Raw genomic sequence first — 16,874 nt, forward strand, 5'->3', positions numbered from 1 at the left:
ATGCTCTGGGCCTGCGTCTTGCTGCCACAGTTGGCGCTGGATGGCGTCATGCGTCGTCGCGCCGACCCTGACGAGCCCTTGGCATTGATTACCGGCAGTGCACAGCGTCGTGTGTTGCAAACGGTCAATCCGGCGGCGCGCGCCCTGGGCCTGTATCCCGGTCAACCCCTGAGTGCGGCGCAGGCCATGACCCGCGACTTCGCCATGGTCGACTATGACCCGGACGAGGTCGAGCGTTGGCAGCAGTTGCTGGCGGCCTGGGCCTATCGTTTCAGTTCTCAGGTCAGCCTGAAATACCCACGGGTATTGATGATGGAAATCGAATCCAGCCTCGGCCTTTTCGGTCCCTGGCCGGTGTTCGAAAAACGCCTGCGCGATGAATTGTCGGCCATGGGTTTCAGTCACCGGATCGTGGTCGCGCCCAATCCGGCCGCCGCCCGGGTGCTGGCCAATGTTCACGACGGTTTCGCCGTCACCACGCGCGAAACCCTGCGCGATGCCCTGAAGCAACTGCCCATCGACCGCGTGGGCCTCAATCGCGAGGTGGCGACGGCGTTTACTCGCATGGGCCTGCACACGCTGCAACAGGTGTTGGCCCTGCCACGCAATACCCTGGCGCGACGCTTTCCGGCCCAGGTGCTGCAACACCTGGACACCGTGCTCGGCGACCGAGCCCTGGCGCTTGAGTGTTACCTGCCACCGGATTTTTTCGACACGCGGATAGAGCTCAATTTTGACGTCGAATCGCATCAGGCGTTGCTGTTTCCCCTCAAGCGATTGATCTGCGACCTGGCGGTGTTTCTCGCCGGGCGCGACAGTGGTGTACAGCGTTTCGTCCTGCATCTGGAACACGTCGAGGGCGCGGACACCCAGGTCCAGGTGGGACTGCTGAGTGCCGAACGCGAGGCCACGATGTTATTCGAACTGGCTCGCGGCCGACTGGAGCAGATCCAGGTGCCGGCCCCGGTGCGAGCCGTGCGTCTGCTGGCGCGTGATCTGCCGCGCTTCGTGCCGACCCACCGCGAACTGTTCGATGAGCGCCCTCAGCAGGCGTTGCCCTGGGACCAGTTGCGCGAGCGTCTGCGTGCGCGGTTGGGCGATGAGGCGGTGAGCGGCGTGCACGCCCACGCCGATCACCGGCCGGAGTGCGCCTGGCAACCGGGCAGCGTGGCCAAATCGGCAGGGCCGCTGCTCGCCGCGCCGCGTCCGGGCTGGTTATTGCGCGAGCCGCAACCCGTGACGGAGTCCGGGGTGCGGATTCTGGCTGGCCCCGAACGTATCGAGTCCGGCTGGTGGGACGGCGCGGATGTGCGACGCGATTATTACCTGATCGAAACCCGTTCGGGCCAGCGGGCCTGGGCCTTCCAGAGCGTGGGCGAAGACGGCACGCTGTTGTTGCAAGGATGGTTTGCATGAGCGAAAACGCCATGGGCTATGCCGAGCTGCATTGCCTGAGCAACTTCAGCTTCCAGCGCGGTGCGTCCAGTGCCGCAGAGTTGTTCGCGCGCGCCAAACGTCATGGCTATCAGGCGTTGGCCATCACGGATGAATGCACCCTGGCGGGCATCGTTCGCGCCTGGCAGGCGTCGAAGGAAAGCGGGCTGGCGATGATCGTCGGCAGCGAAATGCACATCGAAAATGGCCCAGACATCGTGCTGCTGGCGGAAAACCTCAGTGGTTATCAGGCGCTGTGCAAGTTGATCACGGCGGGTCGCCGGCGAGCGAAGAAGGGCGAATACCGACTGTTGCGCGAAGATTTCGACGCGCCCTTGGCCGGGCTGCTCGCGCTATGGCTGCCGGAACTGTCAGATCCCAGCCATAAGGATCAAGGTCGCTGGCTGTGCGAGGCCTTTCCCGAGCATCTGTGGCTAGCGGTCGAACTGCATCGCGGCCCCGACGACGCGCAACGTCTGAGCACCTTGCTGGCGTTGGCCGACGCACTGAACATCCCGGCCGTGGCCAGCGGCGATGTGCACATGCACGCCCGTGGTCGTCGAGCCTTGCAAGACACCATGACCGCCATCCGACATCACACCACCGTCGCTGAAGCCGGGCATCGCTTGTTCGCCAACGGTGAACGCCATTTGCGCCCGTTGCCGATGCTGGAAGACATCTATCCACCCGCGCTGTTGACGGAGTCAGTCCGGATTGCCCGACGGTGTCACTTCGATCTGGGCCAGTTGCGCTACCAGTATCCCCACGAACTGGTGCCCAAAGGACAGACCGCCACCTCGTGGTTGCGTCGTAAAACCGAAGAAGGCGTCGTGCGTCGCTGGCCCAAGGGCGCGCCCGACAAGGTGCGCGGGCAAATCGAGCGCGAATTGGGTTTGATCGCCGAACTGGGGTACGAGAGCTACTTTCTCACTGTGCATGACATCGTCCAGTTCGCCCGTGGCCGCGACATTCTGTGTCAGGGGCGCGGTTCGGCAGCCAACTCGGCGGTGTGTTACGCGCTGGGCATCACCGAACTCGATCCAGCGATCAGCAATATGCTGTTCGAGCGCTTCATGTCCAAAGAGCGCAACGAGCCGCCAGACATCGATGTGGATTTCGAGCACGAACGTCGCGAAGAAGTGTTGCAGTACGTGTTCCAGCGCTATGGTCGGGGCAGGGCGGCGATCACTGCCGTAGCGAGCACTTACCACGGCGCGGGCGCGGTGCGGGATGTGGCCAAGGTGCTGGGCCTGCCACCCGACCAGATCAACGCCCTGGCCGACTGTTTCGGCAGTTGGAACGACCGCCTGCCGACGCCTGACCGCCTGCGCGAATGCGGTTTCGAACCCGACAGCCCGATTCTGCGTCGGGTCCTGACCCTGACCGGTGAGTTGATCGGCTTCCCTCGGCATTTGTCTCAGCATCCGGGTGGTTTCGTGATTTCCGAACAGCCGCTGGACACTCTGGTGCCGGTGGAGAATGCGGCCATGGAGGACCGCACCATCATTCAGTGGGACAAAGACGACCTGGACATGGTCGGCTTGTTGAAAGTCGACATCCTTGCGCTGGGCATGCTCAGCGCGCTACGGCGCACGTTCGATCTGGTGGCGCTTCACCGCCAACAACAAAAGTGGACCCTGGCCTCTATCCCTCAGGAGGACGAGGCCACCTACAATATGATCAGCCGGGCCGACACCGTGGGCGTGTTCCAGATCGAATCACGGGCACAGATGGCCATGCTGCCGCGCCTGAAACCGAAAAAATTCTATGACCTGGTGATCGAGGTCGCCATCGTTCGCCCAGGGCCGATTCAGGGCGATATGGTTCACCCATACCTGCGCCGGCGCAACGGTGAAGAGGCGGTTACTTACCCCTCCGAGGCATTGAAAACGGTGTTCGAACGCACCTTGGGCGTGCCGTTGTTTCAGGAGCAGGTGATGGAGCTGGCGGTGGTCGCCGCCGATTACACCCCCGGTGAAGCTGACCAGTTGCGCCGCTCCATGGCGGCCTGGAAACGGCATGGCGGGCTGGAACCGCATCAGAAACGCTTGACCGAAGGCATGCTCAAGAACGGCTACACCTTGGCGTTCGCCGAGCATATCTTCGAGCAGATCAAGGGCTTTGGCAGCTACGGCTTTCCCGAGTCCCACGCCGCCAGTTTCGCGCTGCTGACCTATGCCAGTTGCTGGCTCAAATGCCACGAGCCGGCGGCGTTTACCTGCGCGCTGATCAACAGTTGGCCGATGGGCTTCTACAGCCCCGATCAACTGCTGCAGGACGCCCGTCGCCATCAGCTCGAGATCCGCCCGGTGGATGTGCGCTTTAGCGACTGGGACTGTTCGCTGGAACCGTGCAGCAACGACCTGGCGATTCGCATGGGGCTGCGGATGATCCGTGGTTTTCGCGAAGAGGATGCACTGCGCATTGAAGCTGCGCGGCAGCAACGGGCCTTCAGCGATGCCAGCGACCTCAGCCTGCGCGCGCAACTGGACCCCCGCGCACGGGAATTGCTGGCCGATTCCGGGGCCTTGCGCGGCTTGCTCGGGGATCGCCATCGCGCGCGCTGGGAAGTGGCCGGGGTCGAAGCGCAACGGCCCTTGTTTACTGAGCACTCAGCCATCGAAGAACCACAAGTGGCGTTGCCGCTGCCGAGCGTGGGCGAAGACCTGCACGCCGATTACGCCACCCTTGGCACCACACTGGGGCCGCACCCGATGTCGTTGCTGCGACGCCAACTCAACACCCGCAGTTGCCGCAGTTCCCGGGAACTGGCAGCGATCGAACACGGCAGCAGCATCAGCGTCGTCGGCCTGGTCACTGGGCGGCAGCGACCGCAAACCGCCAGCGGGGTGATTTTCGTCACCCTGGAAGATGAATTCGGCATGGTCAATGTGGTGGTGTGGAGCGAACTGGCGGAGCGGCAACGTCGGGTGCTGGTGGGCTCGCGGTTGTTGCAGGTGTTTGGTCGGCTGGAGTCCAAGGACGGTGTGCGGCATCTGATCGCCCGACGTCTGCAGGACCTGACGCCCTTGCTGACCGGGCTGGATGTGCGCAGCCGGGATTTCAAATGACGCGGATCAGCTCGCCAACGACTGCACCACGCTCAACGGCGTATTAGTGCCCGAACGGAAACGCTGCCGATATTCGACGGGGCTGATCGATAGCCGTTTGACGAACACCCGGCGCAGGCTGTCGGCGTTTTCAAAACCGCAACGGTGGGCAATTTCCTTGATCGACTGCTCGGTGGCTTCCAGATTACGACGCACCGCATCGATCCGTGCATCGGCGAGAAAGGCCATTGGCGGGATGCCGGTGTCCTTGGCAAACAGCCGCGACAGGTTGCGCGGGCTCATGTGTACGCGCTCGGCCAATGACGCCAGGCTGTGGTTCAGGTGCAGGTTTTCCAGCATGAATTCCTGCACGGCAAGGACTTGCGAATCGACGCCACCCTGCATTTCCAGCAGCGGGCTGAATTGCGACTGACCGCCCGCCCGGCGCAAGTACACCACCAGGTACTTGGCGACATCGATGGCCATCTTCTTGCCGAAGTCTTCCTCGATCATCAGCAGCGACAGGTCGATGCCGGCGGTGACGCCCGCGGTGGTGTAGATCGTGCCGTCCTTGACGTGGATGTGGTCGGGGTCAACCGAGGTCAACGGGAACATTTCGCTCAGGCGCGACGCGTCCATCCAGTGGGTGGTGACTGACTTGCGATCGATCAGTCCCGCCGCCCCCAAGGCAAACACACCGTTGCAGATGGCTGCCAATCGTCGGCAGCGTTTCTCCTGCAGTTTCAGCCAGTCGCACAGGGTCGAATCGTCGTAGACGTCGAAGATACCGAGTCCGCCGGGCAGAATGATGGTGTCGAAATGCGGGCAGGGATCGAAAATCGTGCGGTCGGGGACCACGGTCAAACCACTGGAGGACAGCAAAGGGCTGCGGGTGGTACCGATGGTAATCATCTCGTACTCGCATTCGCCTTGGCTGAGTACTTTAACCTGGGCGAAGGCGTCCTTGGGGCCGGCGATGTCGAGCAACTGGAACCCAGGGAACACCACCATGCCCACCGTGATTTTGCGCATCAGCGATTTTCCTTCCAGCAAAACAGCAGCATTGAAACGCCGGGGAGTTGCCCCGGCGTTCACGTTTGGCGCAGTGAGCGATGCAAGATTCAGGCTAGCCGTAATGGCCCACGGCTGCGCCGCTTATCGATGCATCGTCGCGACGGTTGAACATAAAGGCACTCAGCCCGCCCAGCGCCATCCAGAACACCGCGTTGACCAGCAATGAGGCCACACGGAACTGCGCTTGCAGCTCCTCCGGCGCCAAACTGTGGTGTTCGACAGGTTTCGGTGCACCAATGACGTGCGGCAAGGCGATCAACAGCACCGCCAGCACCCGCCAGCTCCAGTGCCGACCGAAGACTATCAGTGCCAGGCCCACCGCCGTCGCCAGTGCCGTACCTTCCCACCAATGCTGACGCCAGGACAAATCGGCCGCCAGCGTGCCTGGCAACTCCGGTGGCAGACCTGCAGCCGGTGCCAGGCTGAAGGTGGCGTAGCCTGCCAGCCCCCACAATACGCCTTGCCATGCCTTGACTGGAGTGCGCAGGTTGTAAAGCGCCGCAAGCATCAACGCATAACCGATGGCCACCACCAGATCGCCGCCGAAGGTCGACAGCGTCCGCTGCCAGCCATCTTCTGGTGACCAGGCTTCGGCGTCGTGGTGATGTTCATGCGACCCACCGGCCACGGACGGCTGCGGTGCTTGTTCGGCGACCTGCTCACTGGCCTTTTCAAAGACTTCCGCCTGCAGGATCAGCGGTGAAATCCACAAACTCTGCATCAGGGTCAGCAACAGGGCGGCCAACACCCCGGTGAAACAGGCCGTCGTGACGATGCGTTTGAACATGGTCGTGTTCCTCAATGATCAACCATCAATGGCACGGGAAGCCCGAGCTGTGTCGGGTGTCGTGGGCGGCGTTATGAAGGGTGTCGATGTGCGAGAAACCGGCGAAATACACCAGCATTGCGCCCATGAACATCGAAGCGGCGGTGACGATCAGGCGATTGCCGAGGGTGCGGCTGGCCGAATGGCTGAGGGTGGTACTGGACATGCGGTATTCCTCAATGCGGTGGTTATTGAACAGTAGGTTTCAGCGTGCTCAGGCGGGTTTCCAACTCATGAACGTCAAGCAACGAATGCTCTTGCAAAACCTTGAGCAACGCTTGCAGGAACCGCTCGTAGTAATCCCACGGCGGCTGGTCGCCACAGGGGGTTTGTTCCCACTGGGCGATGGACGCGATCAGATTCTGGCGAAAGGCCTCCCACTCGAAATGACCTTCCTTGGACAGGGCCAGCGCCAGTCCGAACAGGCTGCGCTGCCAGTCCTGACTGAAATGCAGGCGGCCTTGCGAGCGCGGCGGTGAATCTTCGCTACCGAGCATGCTCGATGCCGCAAACTCCTCGAATCGGGTAAACATCAGGCAGCCCTCATGCGGCAGGAAGATGAACCAGCGCCACACCCATCATCGACTCGGGTGTCACCAACGCGGCCAGTTGTTCCTCGCTCAGGTGCCCGGAATTGGCGGGACGCTCTGGGAGCACAAACCAGCGGATTTGCGCGCTGCTGTCCCAGACCGCGACCTCGATGTCTTCGCTGATCGGCACGCCGAACTCGCGCAACACGGCACGCGGTTCGCGTACGCCACGGGCGCGGAACACCGGGTCTTTGTACCAATAGGGTGGCAAACCGAGGATCGGCCACGGGTAGCAGGAGCACAGGGTGCAGATGATCAAGTTGTGCACTTCGGCACTGTTGGCCACGGCGAGCATGTGCTCACCTTCGGCACCGTCCATGCCCTGAGCCAGGTCCAGTTCGGCGATGGCTTTTGGCGTATCGGCTAGCAACCGCGCCTTGTACTCGGCGTCGACCCAGGCCCGGGCGACAATTTTCGCGCCGTTGAACGGGCCGGCCACGGTTTCGAAATGGCCGAGCACGGTGTCCACCGAATCACTGCCAATCACGCCTTTTTCGATCAGCAAGGCTTCCAGTGCGCGGACGGTGGCCGCACTGGCGGCCTCGCGCTGTTTGTCATAGTCAAAGAGTTCACTCATGGCGTCGCACTCGTCAGGTTAATAGGCAGCTTGCAGATAGGCTTCGAACAGGTCGGCGTAGATCGTGGTGTTGGGTTCGCTCTTTTGCGCACCCCAGATGCTGGTGGCTTCAAAGGCCACGCGGTACACCGGCATCGGCTCACCAATCCCGTCGCGGCCGGTGTTGACGAAGTAGGCAAACGCGCCCTCGTAGACCTCGACGATGGTGCCGGGTTTGTTGCGCAGGTAGCCGGGCAGCCGGGTGTGGTCCACGGCTTCTGGGTCGCCGACCTTGATCACCTGCCCGCTGATGAACAACGGCGCAGCGGTCAGCGGGCGCAGGCCCGAGTCACCCAACTGCAGGTAGCGCACGATCTGTTCGCGAATCGGCGCATTGGGCTGATCGGGCAGCGGTGCGTCGGGCTGATGACGGTAGTGCTCGGTCTTGGTTTTCAATTCTTCGCCGCTGATGTAGCCCTGATCGACGAAGAATTGCGAAATACCCATCAACCACTTCTCGTAGTAGCGGAACTTGAAGTATTCGAAGGGCTGCATGCCTTCAGCGCCGGTGCGCAGCGAGGCCCAGGTCCAGTCGTTCTTGAAGGTGGTGCCCAGGTCCTTGATCGGGTACTTGGGCAGGGCTTTGGCCAGGTGCGCGCTTTCGGCCATCATCGTGGTGTGAATGCCGAAAATGCGTTTCTCCCATTGCTGGACGAATACCTGTTTTTCGAAATCCACCGGGCCGAGGTTTTCCAGGCCACCGAGGTAGTGTTGAAGTTTCATCGAGTACTCCAGAGCAAGGTCGGATCAGACCAGTTGAGCGGTGGGTTTTGAGGTCAGGGCATCACCCAGGCGTTCGGAGACGTAGCCGAACAACGCCCCGGTGATCAGCGCGGCGGCGGCAATCAACGCCGGGTTGGCCAAACCCAAGGTGGTCATGGGTTTCCCGCCCACGGCAGTGGTGCCGACCGTCGAGGCAAAACCCCAGACAATCGCCGGCAAAATGCTCAACAGCGGCACTTTCGAGGCCTGGACCATGAGCGCGCTGCCCGCACCGACCAGTATCGCGATCACCAGCGGCGCCTCACTTAATGTGGCGATCCCCAGCAGCACCAATGAACTGATCACCAACCCGACCAGGTTCGAGGCCACGCTGCGCACAAAGCCGGCGCTGCCGCCGCCAACGATGAAAAACGAGGCCCAGGCGATGAAGGTCACCCATACCGGCACCGGAAATACCGTGGCTGTCAGGTAGGTGTCGACGACAGCCAGCAGGCCGATGCTGAGGGTGTAGGCTTCTTGCTTTTTCATGGCGAACTTTCCTGTAATGGAGGTTGGAAGTAACGGAAGAACGGCAGTTAAAAAAGGGGTCAGTTCAGGCAGGCCATAAAGCCGTTGCGCAGCTGTTCGCTGTCCAGGTTGCGACCGATGAACACGAACCGGTTATCGCGGCTTTCGTTCGCCTGCCAGCGGCGGCCGGGCATCGCTTCGAGCAACATGTGCACGCTGTGGAAATGGAATTGCCGGGCCTCAGTGGCGAAATTCAGCAGGCCTTTCATGCGCATCAGTTGCTGCCCCTGGCTCTGCACCAGTTGGTTGATCCAGCGATTGAAACGGTCAGCATCGAGGGCGCCGGAAGTCACCACGGAACACGAGGAAATCGAGGCGTCGTGTTCATGGTCGTGGCCGTCCTCTTCGAGGATGTCCGGCTCGAGCATCAACAGGTTGGGCAAGGAAAAGCGTTTGGTGCCGAGCAGGGCGTCGATTGGCACCTGCGAGTGGTTGGCCGGCACCAGCACGGCGGTGCGATTGATCAGGCGAATCTGTCGACCGAGGCTGGCCAGCTCTTCGGCGCCCACCAGATCGGTCTTGTTCAGGATCAGGGTGTCGGCAAAGGCAATTTGCTCGCGAACAATCTCGTCGTCCAGGTGATGGCGCAGGTGTAGGGCATCGATCACCGTGACCACCGACTCCAACTCGACCTGCAGACGTAGATCCGGGTCAGCAAGGAAGGTCTGCAACACCGGCGCCGGGTCGGCCAGGCCAGAGGTTTCGATAATCAGGCGGTCGAGTCGGTTGCCGGCTTTGTCCAACATCTGTTTGACACTGGCCACCAGATCGGCGCGTACCGTGCAGCACACGCAACCATTGTTGATCTCGATCAGCGCTTCCTGATCGCTGACGATCAACTGGCCGTCGATGCCCACTTCACCGAACTCGTTGACCACCACGCCAATCCGGAATTGCTCGTTATGGCTGAGCAGATGGTTGACCAAGGTGGTTTTACCGGCGCCGAGGAAGCCGGAGATAACCGTGACTGGAATTTTGCTGATGGCCATGACGTCGAACGCTCGCTGTCTTGAAATGAGTGCAGCCTGGGTGGCTGCTTCATGGGACAGAGTGCGAAATGCGGTCCGTTTGTGTGGGCGTGTCTGTGATGGACACGCTGTTGTCACGATTGGTCAGGTTATCTGGCTGGATAGGTTTTAACGGACGGAAACGGACAGGGCGGGCGGGGGTCGTGAGTATATAACGAGGCCAGAATGCCTCGAAATGGGGCTTTGTGTGCGGTAACGATCCAATGTAGGGCCGGGCTGTTTAAGTGTGTCAGGTGTGCCGCGTTCGCTGTAGGAGCCAACTTGTTGGCGAGAGGCCTGATGTGGTGGGTCAGGTCCACCGCCTCGCGAACAAGTTCGCTCCTACAGTCATTTTCGCCGAAGCGGTTAGATGCGGAACTGCCGCACCAACCCGTCCATACGATTGCCCAAGGTCGCCAGGCTGCGGGCCGTCGCGGCGCCGCGCTGGGTGTCGTCGGCAACGATCTCCACAGTCTGCGCAATCTGGGTCATGCTGCGGTTGATCTCCTCGGCCACGGCGGTCTGTTCCTCAGCAGCGCTGGCGATCTGTGCGTTCATGCCGTTGATCGAGCTGATCAGCTCAGCCATGGTGTCCAGGGAGCCGCCGGCCTGATTGGCTTGTTCGCCCGAGACCTTGCCGTTGTCGCTGGAGCGGCGCATGGCGACCACCGCATTTTGCGTACCCTGTTGCAGACGATTGATCATCTCCTGGATTTCCTGGGTGCTTTTCTGCGTGCGGCTGGCCAACGCCCGCACTTCATCGGCCACCACCGCAAAGCCACGCCCGGCCTCGCCAGCACGCGCGGCTTCGATGGCCGCGTTGAGCGCCAACAGGTTGGTTTGCTCGGCAATCGAGCGAATCACATCCAGGACCCCGACGATCGACTGCGCATCCTGTTGCAAGCTGTCCAGCGAAACGCTGCTGATGCGAATGTCTTCAATCAACGTATGAATGCTGCCGATGCTGTCGTTGACCACGGTTTTGGCCGAGATCCCGACATCATCAGTCTGTTTGGCAGCCTGTGCCGCACCCTGGGCACTGTTGGAAATTTCGTGCGCGGCGGCGGACATTTCGTTAATCGCCGTGGCCACCTGATCGGTCTCGTTGCGCTGGCGTTCCATGGCGGCTTCGGACTGTTCGGCTTGCGAGGACATCTCCTGTGACAGGGTGGTCAGTTGCTGGGTCATCTCGACGATCTGTCGCACCAGGCCGTGGATCTTTTCCACGAACAGGTTGAAGGAATGGGAGAGGGCGCCCAGTTCGTCTTTGCTGGTCACCGGCAGACGTCGGGTCAGGTCACCTTCACCGGCGGCGATGTCATCAAGGTTGGACTGGATCACCAGCACTGGTTTGACAATCGAGTTGCCCAACAGCATCGCCACGAAGCCGATCACCAGCAGCAACACCAGGTCGGCAACCACCAGCATCGCCGCAAAACTGTTGATCCGGCTGTACTGCACCTTGGCGATCTGCTCGACTTCGGCATCGATGTCGTCGAGATTGACTGCGGTGCCAATCATCATGTCCCACTTCTCCAGCAGCGCGGCGTAGCCCAGTTTCGGCACCGGCTTGTCGCTGCCGGGAACCGGCCAGTCATAGCGCAACACGTGCTTGCCGGAGCGCGCCAGATTGTTCATTTCGCGGATGGCATAGACCCCATTGGCGTCTTTCACATCGTTGTAGCTGACACCGATGTCGACGTCCTTGTCGGCCCAGAACAGGCGCACGACGTTGCGGTCGTAGCCGAAGAAATAGCCTTGTTTGTCGTACGACAGATTACGCAGGATCTGCACGGCCTTGTCCCGCGCCTGCATGTCGCCATTGGCGGAGTTGTCGTACAGGGTCTTGACCGATGAAATCGCCAACTGGACGTGGTTTTCCAGCGACGCCTGGCGCTCCTTGAGCAGCAGCGCACGGGCCTGATCGACTTCTTCGACGGCCAGTTTGTACAACACCCCCAGCGCCACGCCGCTGAGTGCTATCGCCAATAGCAGGGTCGGGACGATGGCCAGCAAGATCACTTTGCTGCGCAATTTCAGGTTTTGCATCAATGACACTCCGATAACCAGATTCGGACGGATTAACGTCCTTGCCCCGGGCTTATCGGCCGTACACTGATGCGTTAAAGCAGGTGTTTGTGCAAGCGGGCTTGCAAATATGCAAATCATTTTTTAAGCCCCGACTGGCTAGGCAAACGGGCGGTCCGGGAAGATTATGGACAGCTGTCGCAACTTGCTGTGTCCACCAGATGAAGAGGTCACCATGAGCTATACGATCAAGGTCAATGGCAAGGCGCATGCCGTGGATGTCGACGCGGATACGCCGCTGCTGTGGGTGATTCGCGATGTGCTGGGCATGAGCGGCACTAAGTTCGGTTGTGGTATGGCCCTGTGCGGAGCCTGCACTGTGCATTTGAATGGCGCTGCGATTCGGTCCTGCGTCACCCCGGTGTCTGCTGTCGGCGACCAGCCGGTGACCACCATTGAAGCCATCGGCCAGACCGACGCCGGCAAAAAAATCCAGGCGGCGTGGCTGGCCGTCGAAGTGGTGCAGTGTGGTTACTGCCAATCCGGGCAGATTATGTCTGCCAGTGCGCTGCTGACCAGCAAGCCTCAACCGACCGATGCCGATATCGACGCGGCCATGGCCGGCAATATTTGCCGATGTGGCACCTATCCGCGCATCCGCGAAGCGATCAAGGATGCCGCTGGCCTGGGCTCACCTGCGCAATTTGAGGTTTGATCATGAGCGATAACACGATGATGAGCGCGGGCCTGTCCCGTCGCAGCTTTCTGACCACCAGCCTGACGGTCGGCGGTGGCTTGATGATGGCGGTGCACCTGCCGGCGTTCGGCCAGAGCGCCAAGGACTCGGGCAAAGTCCTGCACCCCAATGCCTATATCACAATCGATACAAAAGGCCATGTGACCGTGACCTCGCTGTACACCGAGATGGGCCAAGGCATTTTCACGTCCATCGCCATGCTGGTCGCCGAAGAGCTGGAGGTCGATCTTAAGAACATCACCATCGAACAGGCCCCTGCAGACGACAAACGCTTCGCCCACACGATCTTCGGCACCCAGATTACTGGCGGATCAGCGTCGATTCGTGCGGCTTATCCATCGATGCGCAAAGCCGCGGCGACCGCCCGTGTGCTGTTGATTACCGCGGCTGCCCAACAGTGGAAAGTGTCACCCGACACCTGCAAGGCCGAACACGGCGAGGTGATCAGCGCCACTGGCAAGAAACTGGCCTACGGCCAATTGGTCACCGCTGCCGCCAGCCTGCCGGTGCCCGCTGACGTACCGTTGAAAGCACCCACCACCTTCACTGTGATCGGCAAAAGCTTTCACCGGGTCGACACCTCGGGCAAGGTCAACGGCACAGCGAAGTTCGGCATCGACACCCACTTGCCGGGCATGCTGCACGCAGCCATTGCCAACTGCCCGGTGTTCGGCGGCAAGCTGAAAAATGTCGACGACAGCAAGGCGCTGGCGGTGAAAGGTGTACGCAAAGTCATTCGTCTGGATGACGCGGTGGCGGTGGTTGCCGAACACACCGGCGCGGCGCGCAAAGGTCTGGCGGCGTTGGTGATCGAGTGGGACGAAGGCGAGAATGCTCAGGTCAGTACCCAGACCATCGCCGACGGCGTGGTGGAAGCGCTCAAGGGCCAGGGCATTGTCTCGCTGAACAAAGGCAGTTTCGATGATGCACTGAAAGCGGAAGGCGCACGGCGCGTGGATTATCAGTTCCATACGCCGAACCTGTCCCACGCACCCATGGAACCGATGAACTGCACGGTCCAGGTGAGCAAGGACCACTGCGATATCTGGCTCGGGACTCAGGCGCCGGTTCGGGCGCAGGCCGCCGCCATGGCGTTAACCGGACTGCCGGTGGAAAAGGTCAACGTACATAACCACTTCCTCGGTGGCGGCTTCGGTCGTCGGCTGGACGTGGATTACGTGGAAAACGCCACGCGCATCGCCATGCAGTTCAAGGTGCCGGTGAAGACCACCTGGAGCCGGGAGCAAGACATCCAGCACGATGTCTACCGTCCGTATTTCTACGATGAAGTGTCGGCGGTGGTCGACAAAAACGGTATGCCAACGGCGTTCAAACATCGCTTCGCCGGGTCAGCTGTGGAGGCACGCTACAACCCGATGTGGTTACAGAAGGGGCTGGACACCGATGCCGTAGATGGTGCGCCGAGCACTTACGACTTTGCCAATCATTACGTTGAATTCGTCGCGCACGAACTGCCTAAAGGCATGAACAGCGGCTTCTGGCGTGGTGTCGGCCCGACTCACAACATGGCTGTGCTGGAAACCTTCATCGACGAGTTGGCGGTCGAGGCCAAACAGGACCCGGTGGCCTATCGCCGAGCGCTGTTGCAGGACAAACCGCGAGCCCTTGCGGTGTTGAACCTGGCGGCGGAAAAAGCCAAATGGGGCGGTGCCGTCGAGCCCGGCACTGGTCGCGGGATCGCGGTGGTGGGTTCGGTGTCGTGGAATTCATATGCGGCAGCGGTGGTGGACGTCAAGGTCGACAAGAATGGCCAGGTCACGGTCACTCATGTGACCACAGCGATCGATTGCGGTCAGCAAATCAACCCGGACGGCATCGTCGCGCAGATGATGGGCGGCCATATGTTCGGCCTGACGGCAGCGTTGTTCGGCAACATCACCCTGAAAAACGGCCGGGTCGAGCAGAGCAACTTCCATGACTACCAAATACTGCGCATGAACCAGGCGCCATCGGTGGAGGTGCACCTGGTGGACAACCACGAGGATCCAGGTGGCACCGGCGAGATTGGCACGGCGGTGATTCAACCGGCGTTGCTCAATGCAATATTTGCCGCGACCGGTAAACGCTTGCGGCGATTGCCGATTGATTCACAGCAGCTTAAAACGGTGTAGAAATAACTGTAGGAGCTGTCGCAGGCTGCGATAAGGCCGGAACGGCCAGTGAATTCGCAGCCTGCGGCAGCTCCTACAGGTTTTGTAGATGCCTTTACTCAGCCGGCTGCTTGGACATTGTGTCCTTGGTCATGCTGTCTTTCTTCTTCATGGCGTCTTTGGACATGCCGCTGCTGTCCTTTTTCATCATGGTGTCTTTCTTCATCGTGTCCTTTTTCATCATGGCGTCTTTGGACATCGAATCCTTGGACATGGCGTCTTTGCTCATGGCATCGGTGGCCTCTGCAGCAAAGGCGCTGCCTGCCACACCCACGGCCATGCACAGGGACAAGGCGACAACGGATATTTTGTTCATGAAGTGTTCCTTCTCAACGAGGGATGAAGCGGCGTACAACCGATGTTGCACGCCATGACCTGACGATATGACAGGCCTTCATTCTTCAGCCGACGCGGTAACGAAGTCCTCACGCAGTGTTAACGTTCCCGTGATAACTGCTCCCTAGATGCTTTTTGCCTTCAAGGCGTCGGCAATGTAATCAGCCTGTCGAATCGCCAGGGTGACGATGGTCAGGGTCGGGTTTTCCGCCGCGCTGGTAGTGAACTGGCTGCCGTCGGAAATGAACAGGTTCGCCACTTCATGGCACTGCCCATGACTGTTGCACACGCCGTCTTCGGCTTTGGCACTCATGCGGCACGTGCCCAGGTTGTGGGTCGAGGGGTAGGGCGGCACGCGGTGGGTCTTGAGTGCACCGACTGCTTTGTACAGTGCTTCGCCCTGGGTAAAGGCATGCTCGCGCATCGCCACGTCGTTGGGGTGGTCGTCGTAGTGCACGTTAGGCACCGGCATGCCGTAGGCGTCCTTGACCTCAGTGTTGAGCGTCACCCGATTGCTCTCGCGTGGCATGTCTTCGCCCACCAGCCACATGCCAGCCAGTTTGGTGTACTGATCGAGCACCCGAGTGAAGTCGCGGCCCCAGGCACCAGGGTTGAAAAACGCACCCATGAACGCCGGCCCAAGGGAGATGGTTTCCATTTCATAACCGCCGACAAACCCACGTTCGGGCTTGTTGTGCGCCTCATCGGTGACGATGCCGGCCATGATCGTGCCGCGATAAAAGTGGATCGGGTCGTTGAACTCGGCAAACACCGAGCCGGTCATGTGCCGCATGTAATGCTTGCCGACCATCCCTGCGCCGTTGGCCAGGCCCTGCGGGAATCGCGAACTGGACGAGTTGAGCAACAGGCGCGGGGTTTCGATGGCGTTACCCGCGACGCACACCGCACGCGCGCTCTGCCGTTGTAGCTTGCCCGCAGCGTCGGCATAGACCACGGCATTCACCAGGCCTTTGGCATCGTGCTCGATGTGCAGCACGTGTGCCTGGGTGCGCAACTCCAGCTTGCCGGTGGCTTCGGCGGCAGGGATTTCGGTGTACAGCGTCGACCACTTCGCGCCCATCTTGCAGCCCTGGAAGCAGAAGCCCAATTGCTGGCACGCCGCGCGCCCGGCGCGAGGCTGGCTGTTGATCGCCATGTGCCCGGTGGAGCACTCCTTGTACCCAAGCTTTTGCGCGCCGTTGTAGAACACCTTGAAGTTGTTATTGCCCGGCAGGCCCGGCACGTTATTGGTGCGGGTCACGCCCATCTTGTCTTCGGCCTTGGCGTAGTAAGGCTCCAGTTCTGCCAGGGTCAGCGGCCAGTCGAGCAAGTTGGCATCTTTGATCGGGCCGTAGGTTTGCAGGGCCTTGAACTCATAATCGTGAATCCGCAGGCTGGCACCGGCCCAGTGGGTGGTGGTGCCGCCCACGGTCTTGCAGATCCACGCCGGCAGGTTGGGGAAGTCCTTGGCCACCCGCCACGAACCGGACGTGGTGCGCTTGTCCAACCAGGCAAGCTGTTCGAACGAAGGCCATTCGTCGTTGATAAAGGTGCCGGGGGATTGCCGTTGTCCCGCCTCCAGTAGCACTACCGGTACACCTTTTTGGCACAGTTCATTGGCCAGCGTGCCACCACCGGCGCCTGAACCGATGATTACCACCACGCTGTCGTCGTCAAATGCATAAGTCGTCATGG

Annotated in this window: 14 protein-coding genes and 2 pseudogenes; 4 read left to right on the forward strand and 12 right to left on the reverse strand. The window is 60.8% G+C overall.

Annotated elements, in window-relative coordinates; genetic code table 11:
* Entirely contained in the window at window positions 1-1,416 is a 1,416-nt protein-coding gene (locus ACF0H7_RS15205) for a Y-family DNA polymerase (RefSeq protein WP_397453549.1), read from the forward strand.
* On the forward strand, window positions 1,404-4,505 hold the full coding sequence (locus ACF0H7_RS15210; protein ID WP_397453550.1) for an error-prone DNA polymerase: 3,102 nt from the start codon (window positions 1,404-1,406) through the stop codon (window positions 4,503-4,505). Before ACF0H7_RS15205 ends, ACF0H7_RS15210 begins: the two co-directional genes overlap by 13 nt.
* Window positions 4,506-4,511: 6 nt before the next feature.
* Here ACF0H7_RS15210 and ACF0H7_RS15215 read toward each other — a convergent pair whose 3' ends face one another.
* The 10 genes and pseudogenes from ACF0H7_RS15215 to ACF0H7_RS15260 form a co-directional block, all read right to left on the reverse strand.
* Window positions 4,512-5,516, reverse strand: coding sequence for a GlxA family transcriptional regulator (locus ACF0H7_RS15215; protein WP_397453551.1), 1,005 nt, complete (start codon window positions 5,514-5,516; stop codon window positions 4,512-4,514).
* A 94-nt stretch (window positions 5,517-5,610) separates the two neighbouring features.
* Window positions 5,611-6,345 carry a CbtA family protein gene (locus ACF0H7_RS15220; protein ID WP_397453552.1) on the reverse strand — a complete coding sequence of 245 codons (735 nt, stop codon included), beginning with the start codon at window positions 6,343-6,345 and terminating at the stop codon, window positions 5,611-5,613.
* A gap of 25 nt (window positions 6,346-6,370) precedes the next feature.
* On the reverse strand, window positions 6,371-6,550 hold the full coding sequence (locus ACF0H7_RS15225; RefSeq protein ID WP_397453553.1) for a CbtB domain-containing protein: 180 nt from the start codon (window positions 6,548-6,550) through the stop codon (window positions 6,371-6,373).
* 22 nt (window positions 6,551-6,572) lie between these two features.
* On the reverse strand, window positions 6,573-6,917 hold the full coding sequence (locus ACF0H7_RS15230) for a nitrile hydratase accessory protein (protein WP_397453554.1): 345 nt from the start codon (window positions 6,915-6,917) through the stop codon (window positions 6,573-6,575).
* Between the two features lie 10 nt (window positions 6,918-6,927).
* On the reverse strand, window positions 6,928-7,551 hold the full coding sequence (gene nthA / locus ACF0H7_RS15235; RefSeq protein ID WP_397453555.1) for a nitrile hydratase subunit alpha: 624 nt from the start codon (window positions 7,549-7,551) through the stop codon (window positions 6,928-6,930).
* 18 nt (window positions 7,552-7,569) lie between these two features.
* Window positions 7,570-8,313, reverse strand: coding sequence for a nitrile hydratase subunit beta (gene nthB, locus ACF0H7_RS15240; RefSeq protein ID WP_397453556.1), 744 nt, complete (start codon window positions 8,311-8,313; stop codon window positions 7,570-7,572).
* A 24-nt stretch (window positions 8,314-8,337) separates the two neighbouring features.
* Window positions 8,338-8,841: a DUF1097 domain-containing protein gene (locus ACF0H7_RS15245; RefSeq protein WP_397453557.1), complete on the reverse strand. Its 504-nt coding sequence runs from the start codon at window positions 8,839-8,841 to the stop codon at window positions 8,338-8,340.
* 59 nt (window positions 8,842-8,900) lie between these two features.
* Window positions 8,901-9,869: a CobW family GTP-binding protein gene (locus ACF0H7_RS15250; protein WP_397453558.1), complete on the reverse strand. Its 969-nt coding sequence runs from the start codon at window positions 9,867-9,869 to the stop codon at window positions 8,901-8,903.
* Window positions 9,870-10,253: 384 nt separating this feature from the next.
* A pseudogene (locus tag ACF0H7_RS15255) lies at window positions 10,254-10,739 on the reverse strand (methyl-accepting chemotaxis protein); the annotation flags it as partial.
* Between the two features lie 372 nt (window positions 10,740-11,111).
* A pseudogene (locus tag ACF0H7_RS15260) lies at window positions 11,112-12,056 on the reverse strand (cache domain-containing protein); the annotation flags it as partial.
* Between the two features lie 94 nt (window positions 12,057-12,150).
* Here ACF0H7_RS15260 and ACF0H7_RS15265 point away from each other — a divergent pair.
* Together ACF0H7_RS15265 and ACF0H7_RS15270 are read left to right on the forward strand one after the other, a co-directional pair.
* Window positions 12,151-12,630 carry a (2Fe-2S)-binding protein gene (locus ACF0H7_RS15265; RefSeq protein WP_397453559.1) on the forward strand — a complete coding sequence of 160 codons (480 nt, stop codon included), beginning with the start codon at window positions 12,151-12,153 and terminating at the stop codon, window positions 12,628-12,630.
* 2 nt (window positions 12,631-12,632) lie between these two features.
* The gene (locus ACF0H7_RS15270; RefSeq protein ID WP_397453560.1) at window positions 12,633-14,804 is read left to right on the forward strand and encodes a molybdopterin cofactor-binding domain-containing protein; all 2,172 of its coding nucleotides are present in this window, start codon (window positions 12,633-12,635) and stop codon (window positions 14,802-14,804) included.
* A gap of 94 nt (window positions 14,805-14,898) precedes the next feature.
* On the opposite strand, the gene ACF0H7_RS15275 is transcribed toward ACF0H7_RS15270, so the two are convergent.
* Both ACF0H7_RS15275 and ACF0H7_RS15280 read right to left on the reverse strand, forming a co-directional pair.
* A complete protein-coding gene (locus ACF0H7_RS15275; RefSeq protein WP_397453561.1) occupies window positions 14,899-15,159 on the reverse strand; it encodes a pentapeptide MXKDX repeat protein in 261 nt (86 codons plus the stop codon).
* A gap of 144 nt (window positions 15,160-15,303) precedes the next feature.
* Window positions 15,304-16,872, reverse strand: a complete 1,569-nt coding sequence (locus tag ACF0H7_RS15280; RefSeq protein WP_397453562.1) for a GMC family oxidoreductase — start codon at window positions 16,870-16,872, stop codon at window positions 15,304-15,306.
* Window positions 16,873-16,874: the final 2 nt, after the last annotated feature.

The sequence above is a fragment of the Pseudomonas sp. NA-150 genome, assembly GCF_044336365.1.
Classification (GTDB): domain Bacteria; phylum Pseudomonadota; class Gammaproteobacteria; order Pseudomonadales; family Pseudomonadaceae; genus Aquipseudomonas.

Bases quoted from the DNA above. Each gene is read 5' to 3' on its own strand.
- ACF0H7_RS15205 (WP_397453549.1), top strand. From the start codon at position 1: ATGCTCTGGGCCTGCGTCTTGCTGCCACAGTTGGCGCTGGATGGCGTC.
- ACF0H7_RS15210 (WP_397453550.1), top strand. From the start codon at position 1,404: ATGGTTTGCATGAGCGAAAACGCCATGGGCTATGCCGAGCTGCATTGC.
- ACF0H7_RS15215 (WP_397453551.1), bottom strand. From the start codon at position 5,516: ATGCGCAAAATCACGGTGGGCATGGTGGTGTTCCCTGGGTTCCAGTTG.
- ACF0H7_RS15220 (WP_397453552.1), bottom strand. From the start codon at position 6,345: ATGTTCAAACGCATCGTCACGACGGCCTGTTTCACCGGGGTGTTGGCC.
- ACF0H7_RS15225 (WP_397453553.1), bottom strand. From the start codon at position 6,550: ATGTCCAGTACCACCCTCAGCCATTCGGCCAGCCGCACCCTCGGCAAT.
- ACF0H7_RS15230 (WP_397453554.1), bottom strand. From the start codon at position 6,917: ATGTTTACCCGATTCGAGGAGTTTGCGGCATCGAGCATGCTCGGTAGC.
- nthA (WP_397453555.1), bottom strand. From the start codon at position 7,551: ATGAGTGAACTCTTTGACTATGACAAACAGCGCGAGGCCGCCAGTGCG.
- nthB (WP_397453556.1), bottom strand. From the start codon at position 8,313: ATGAAACTTCAACACTACCTCGGTGGCCTGGAAAACCTCGGCCCGGTG.
- ACF0H7_RS15245 (WP_397453557.1), bottom strand. From the start codon at position 8,841: ATGAAAAAGCAAGAAGCCTACACCCTCAGCATCGGCCTGCTGGCTGTC.
- ACF0H7_RS15250 (WP_397453558.1), bottom strand. From the start codon at position 9,869: ATGGCCATCAGCAAAATTCCAGTCACGGTTATCTCCGGCTTCCTCGGC.
- ACF0H7_RS15265 (WP_397453559.1), top strand. From the start codon at position 12,151: ATGAGCTATACGATCAAGGTCAATGGCAAGGCGCATGCCGTGGATGTC.
- ACF0H7_RS15270 (WP_397453560.1), top strand. From the start codon at position 12,633: ATGAGCGATAACACGATGATGAGCGCGGGCCTGTCCCGTCGCAGCTTT.
- ACF0H7_RS15275 (WP_397453561.1), bottom strand. From the start codon at position 15,159: ATGAACAAAATATCCGTTGTCGCCTTGTCCCTGTGCATGGCCGTGGGT.
- ACF0H7_RS15280 (WP_397453562.1), bottom strand. From the start codon at position 16,872: ATGACGACTTATGCATTTGACGACGACAGCGTGGTGGTAATCATCGGT.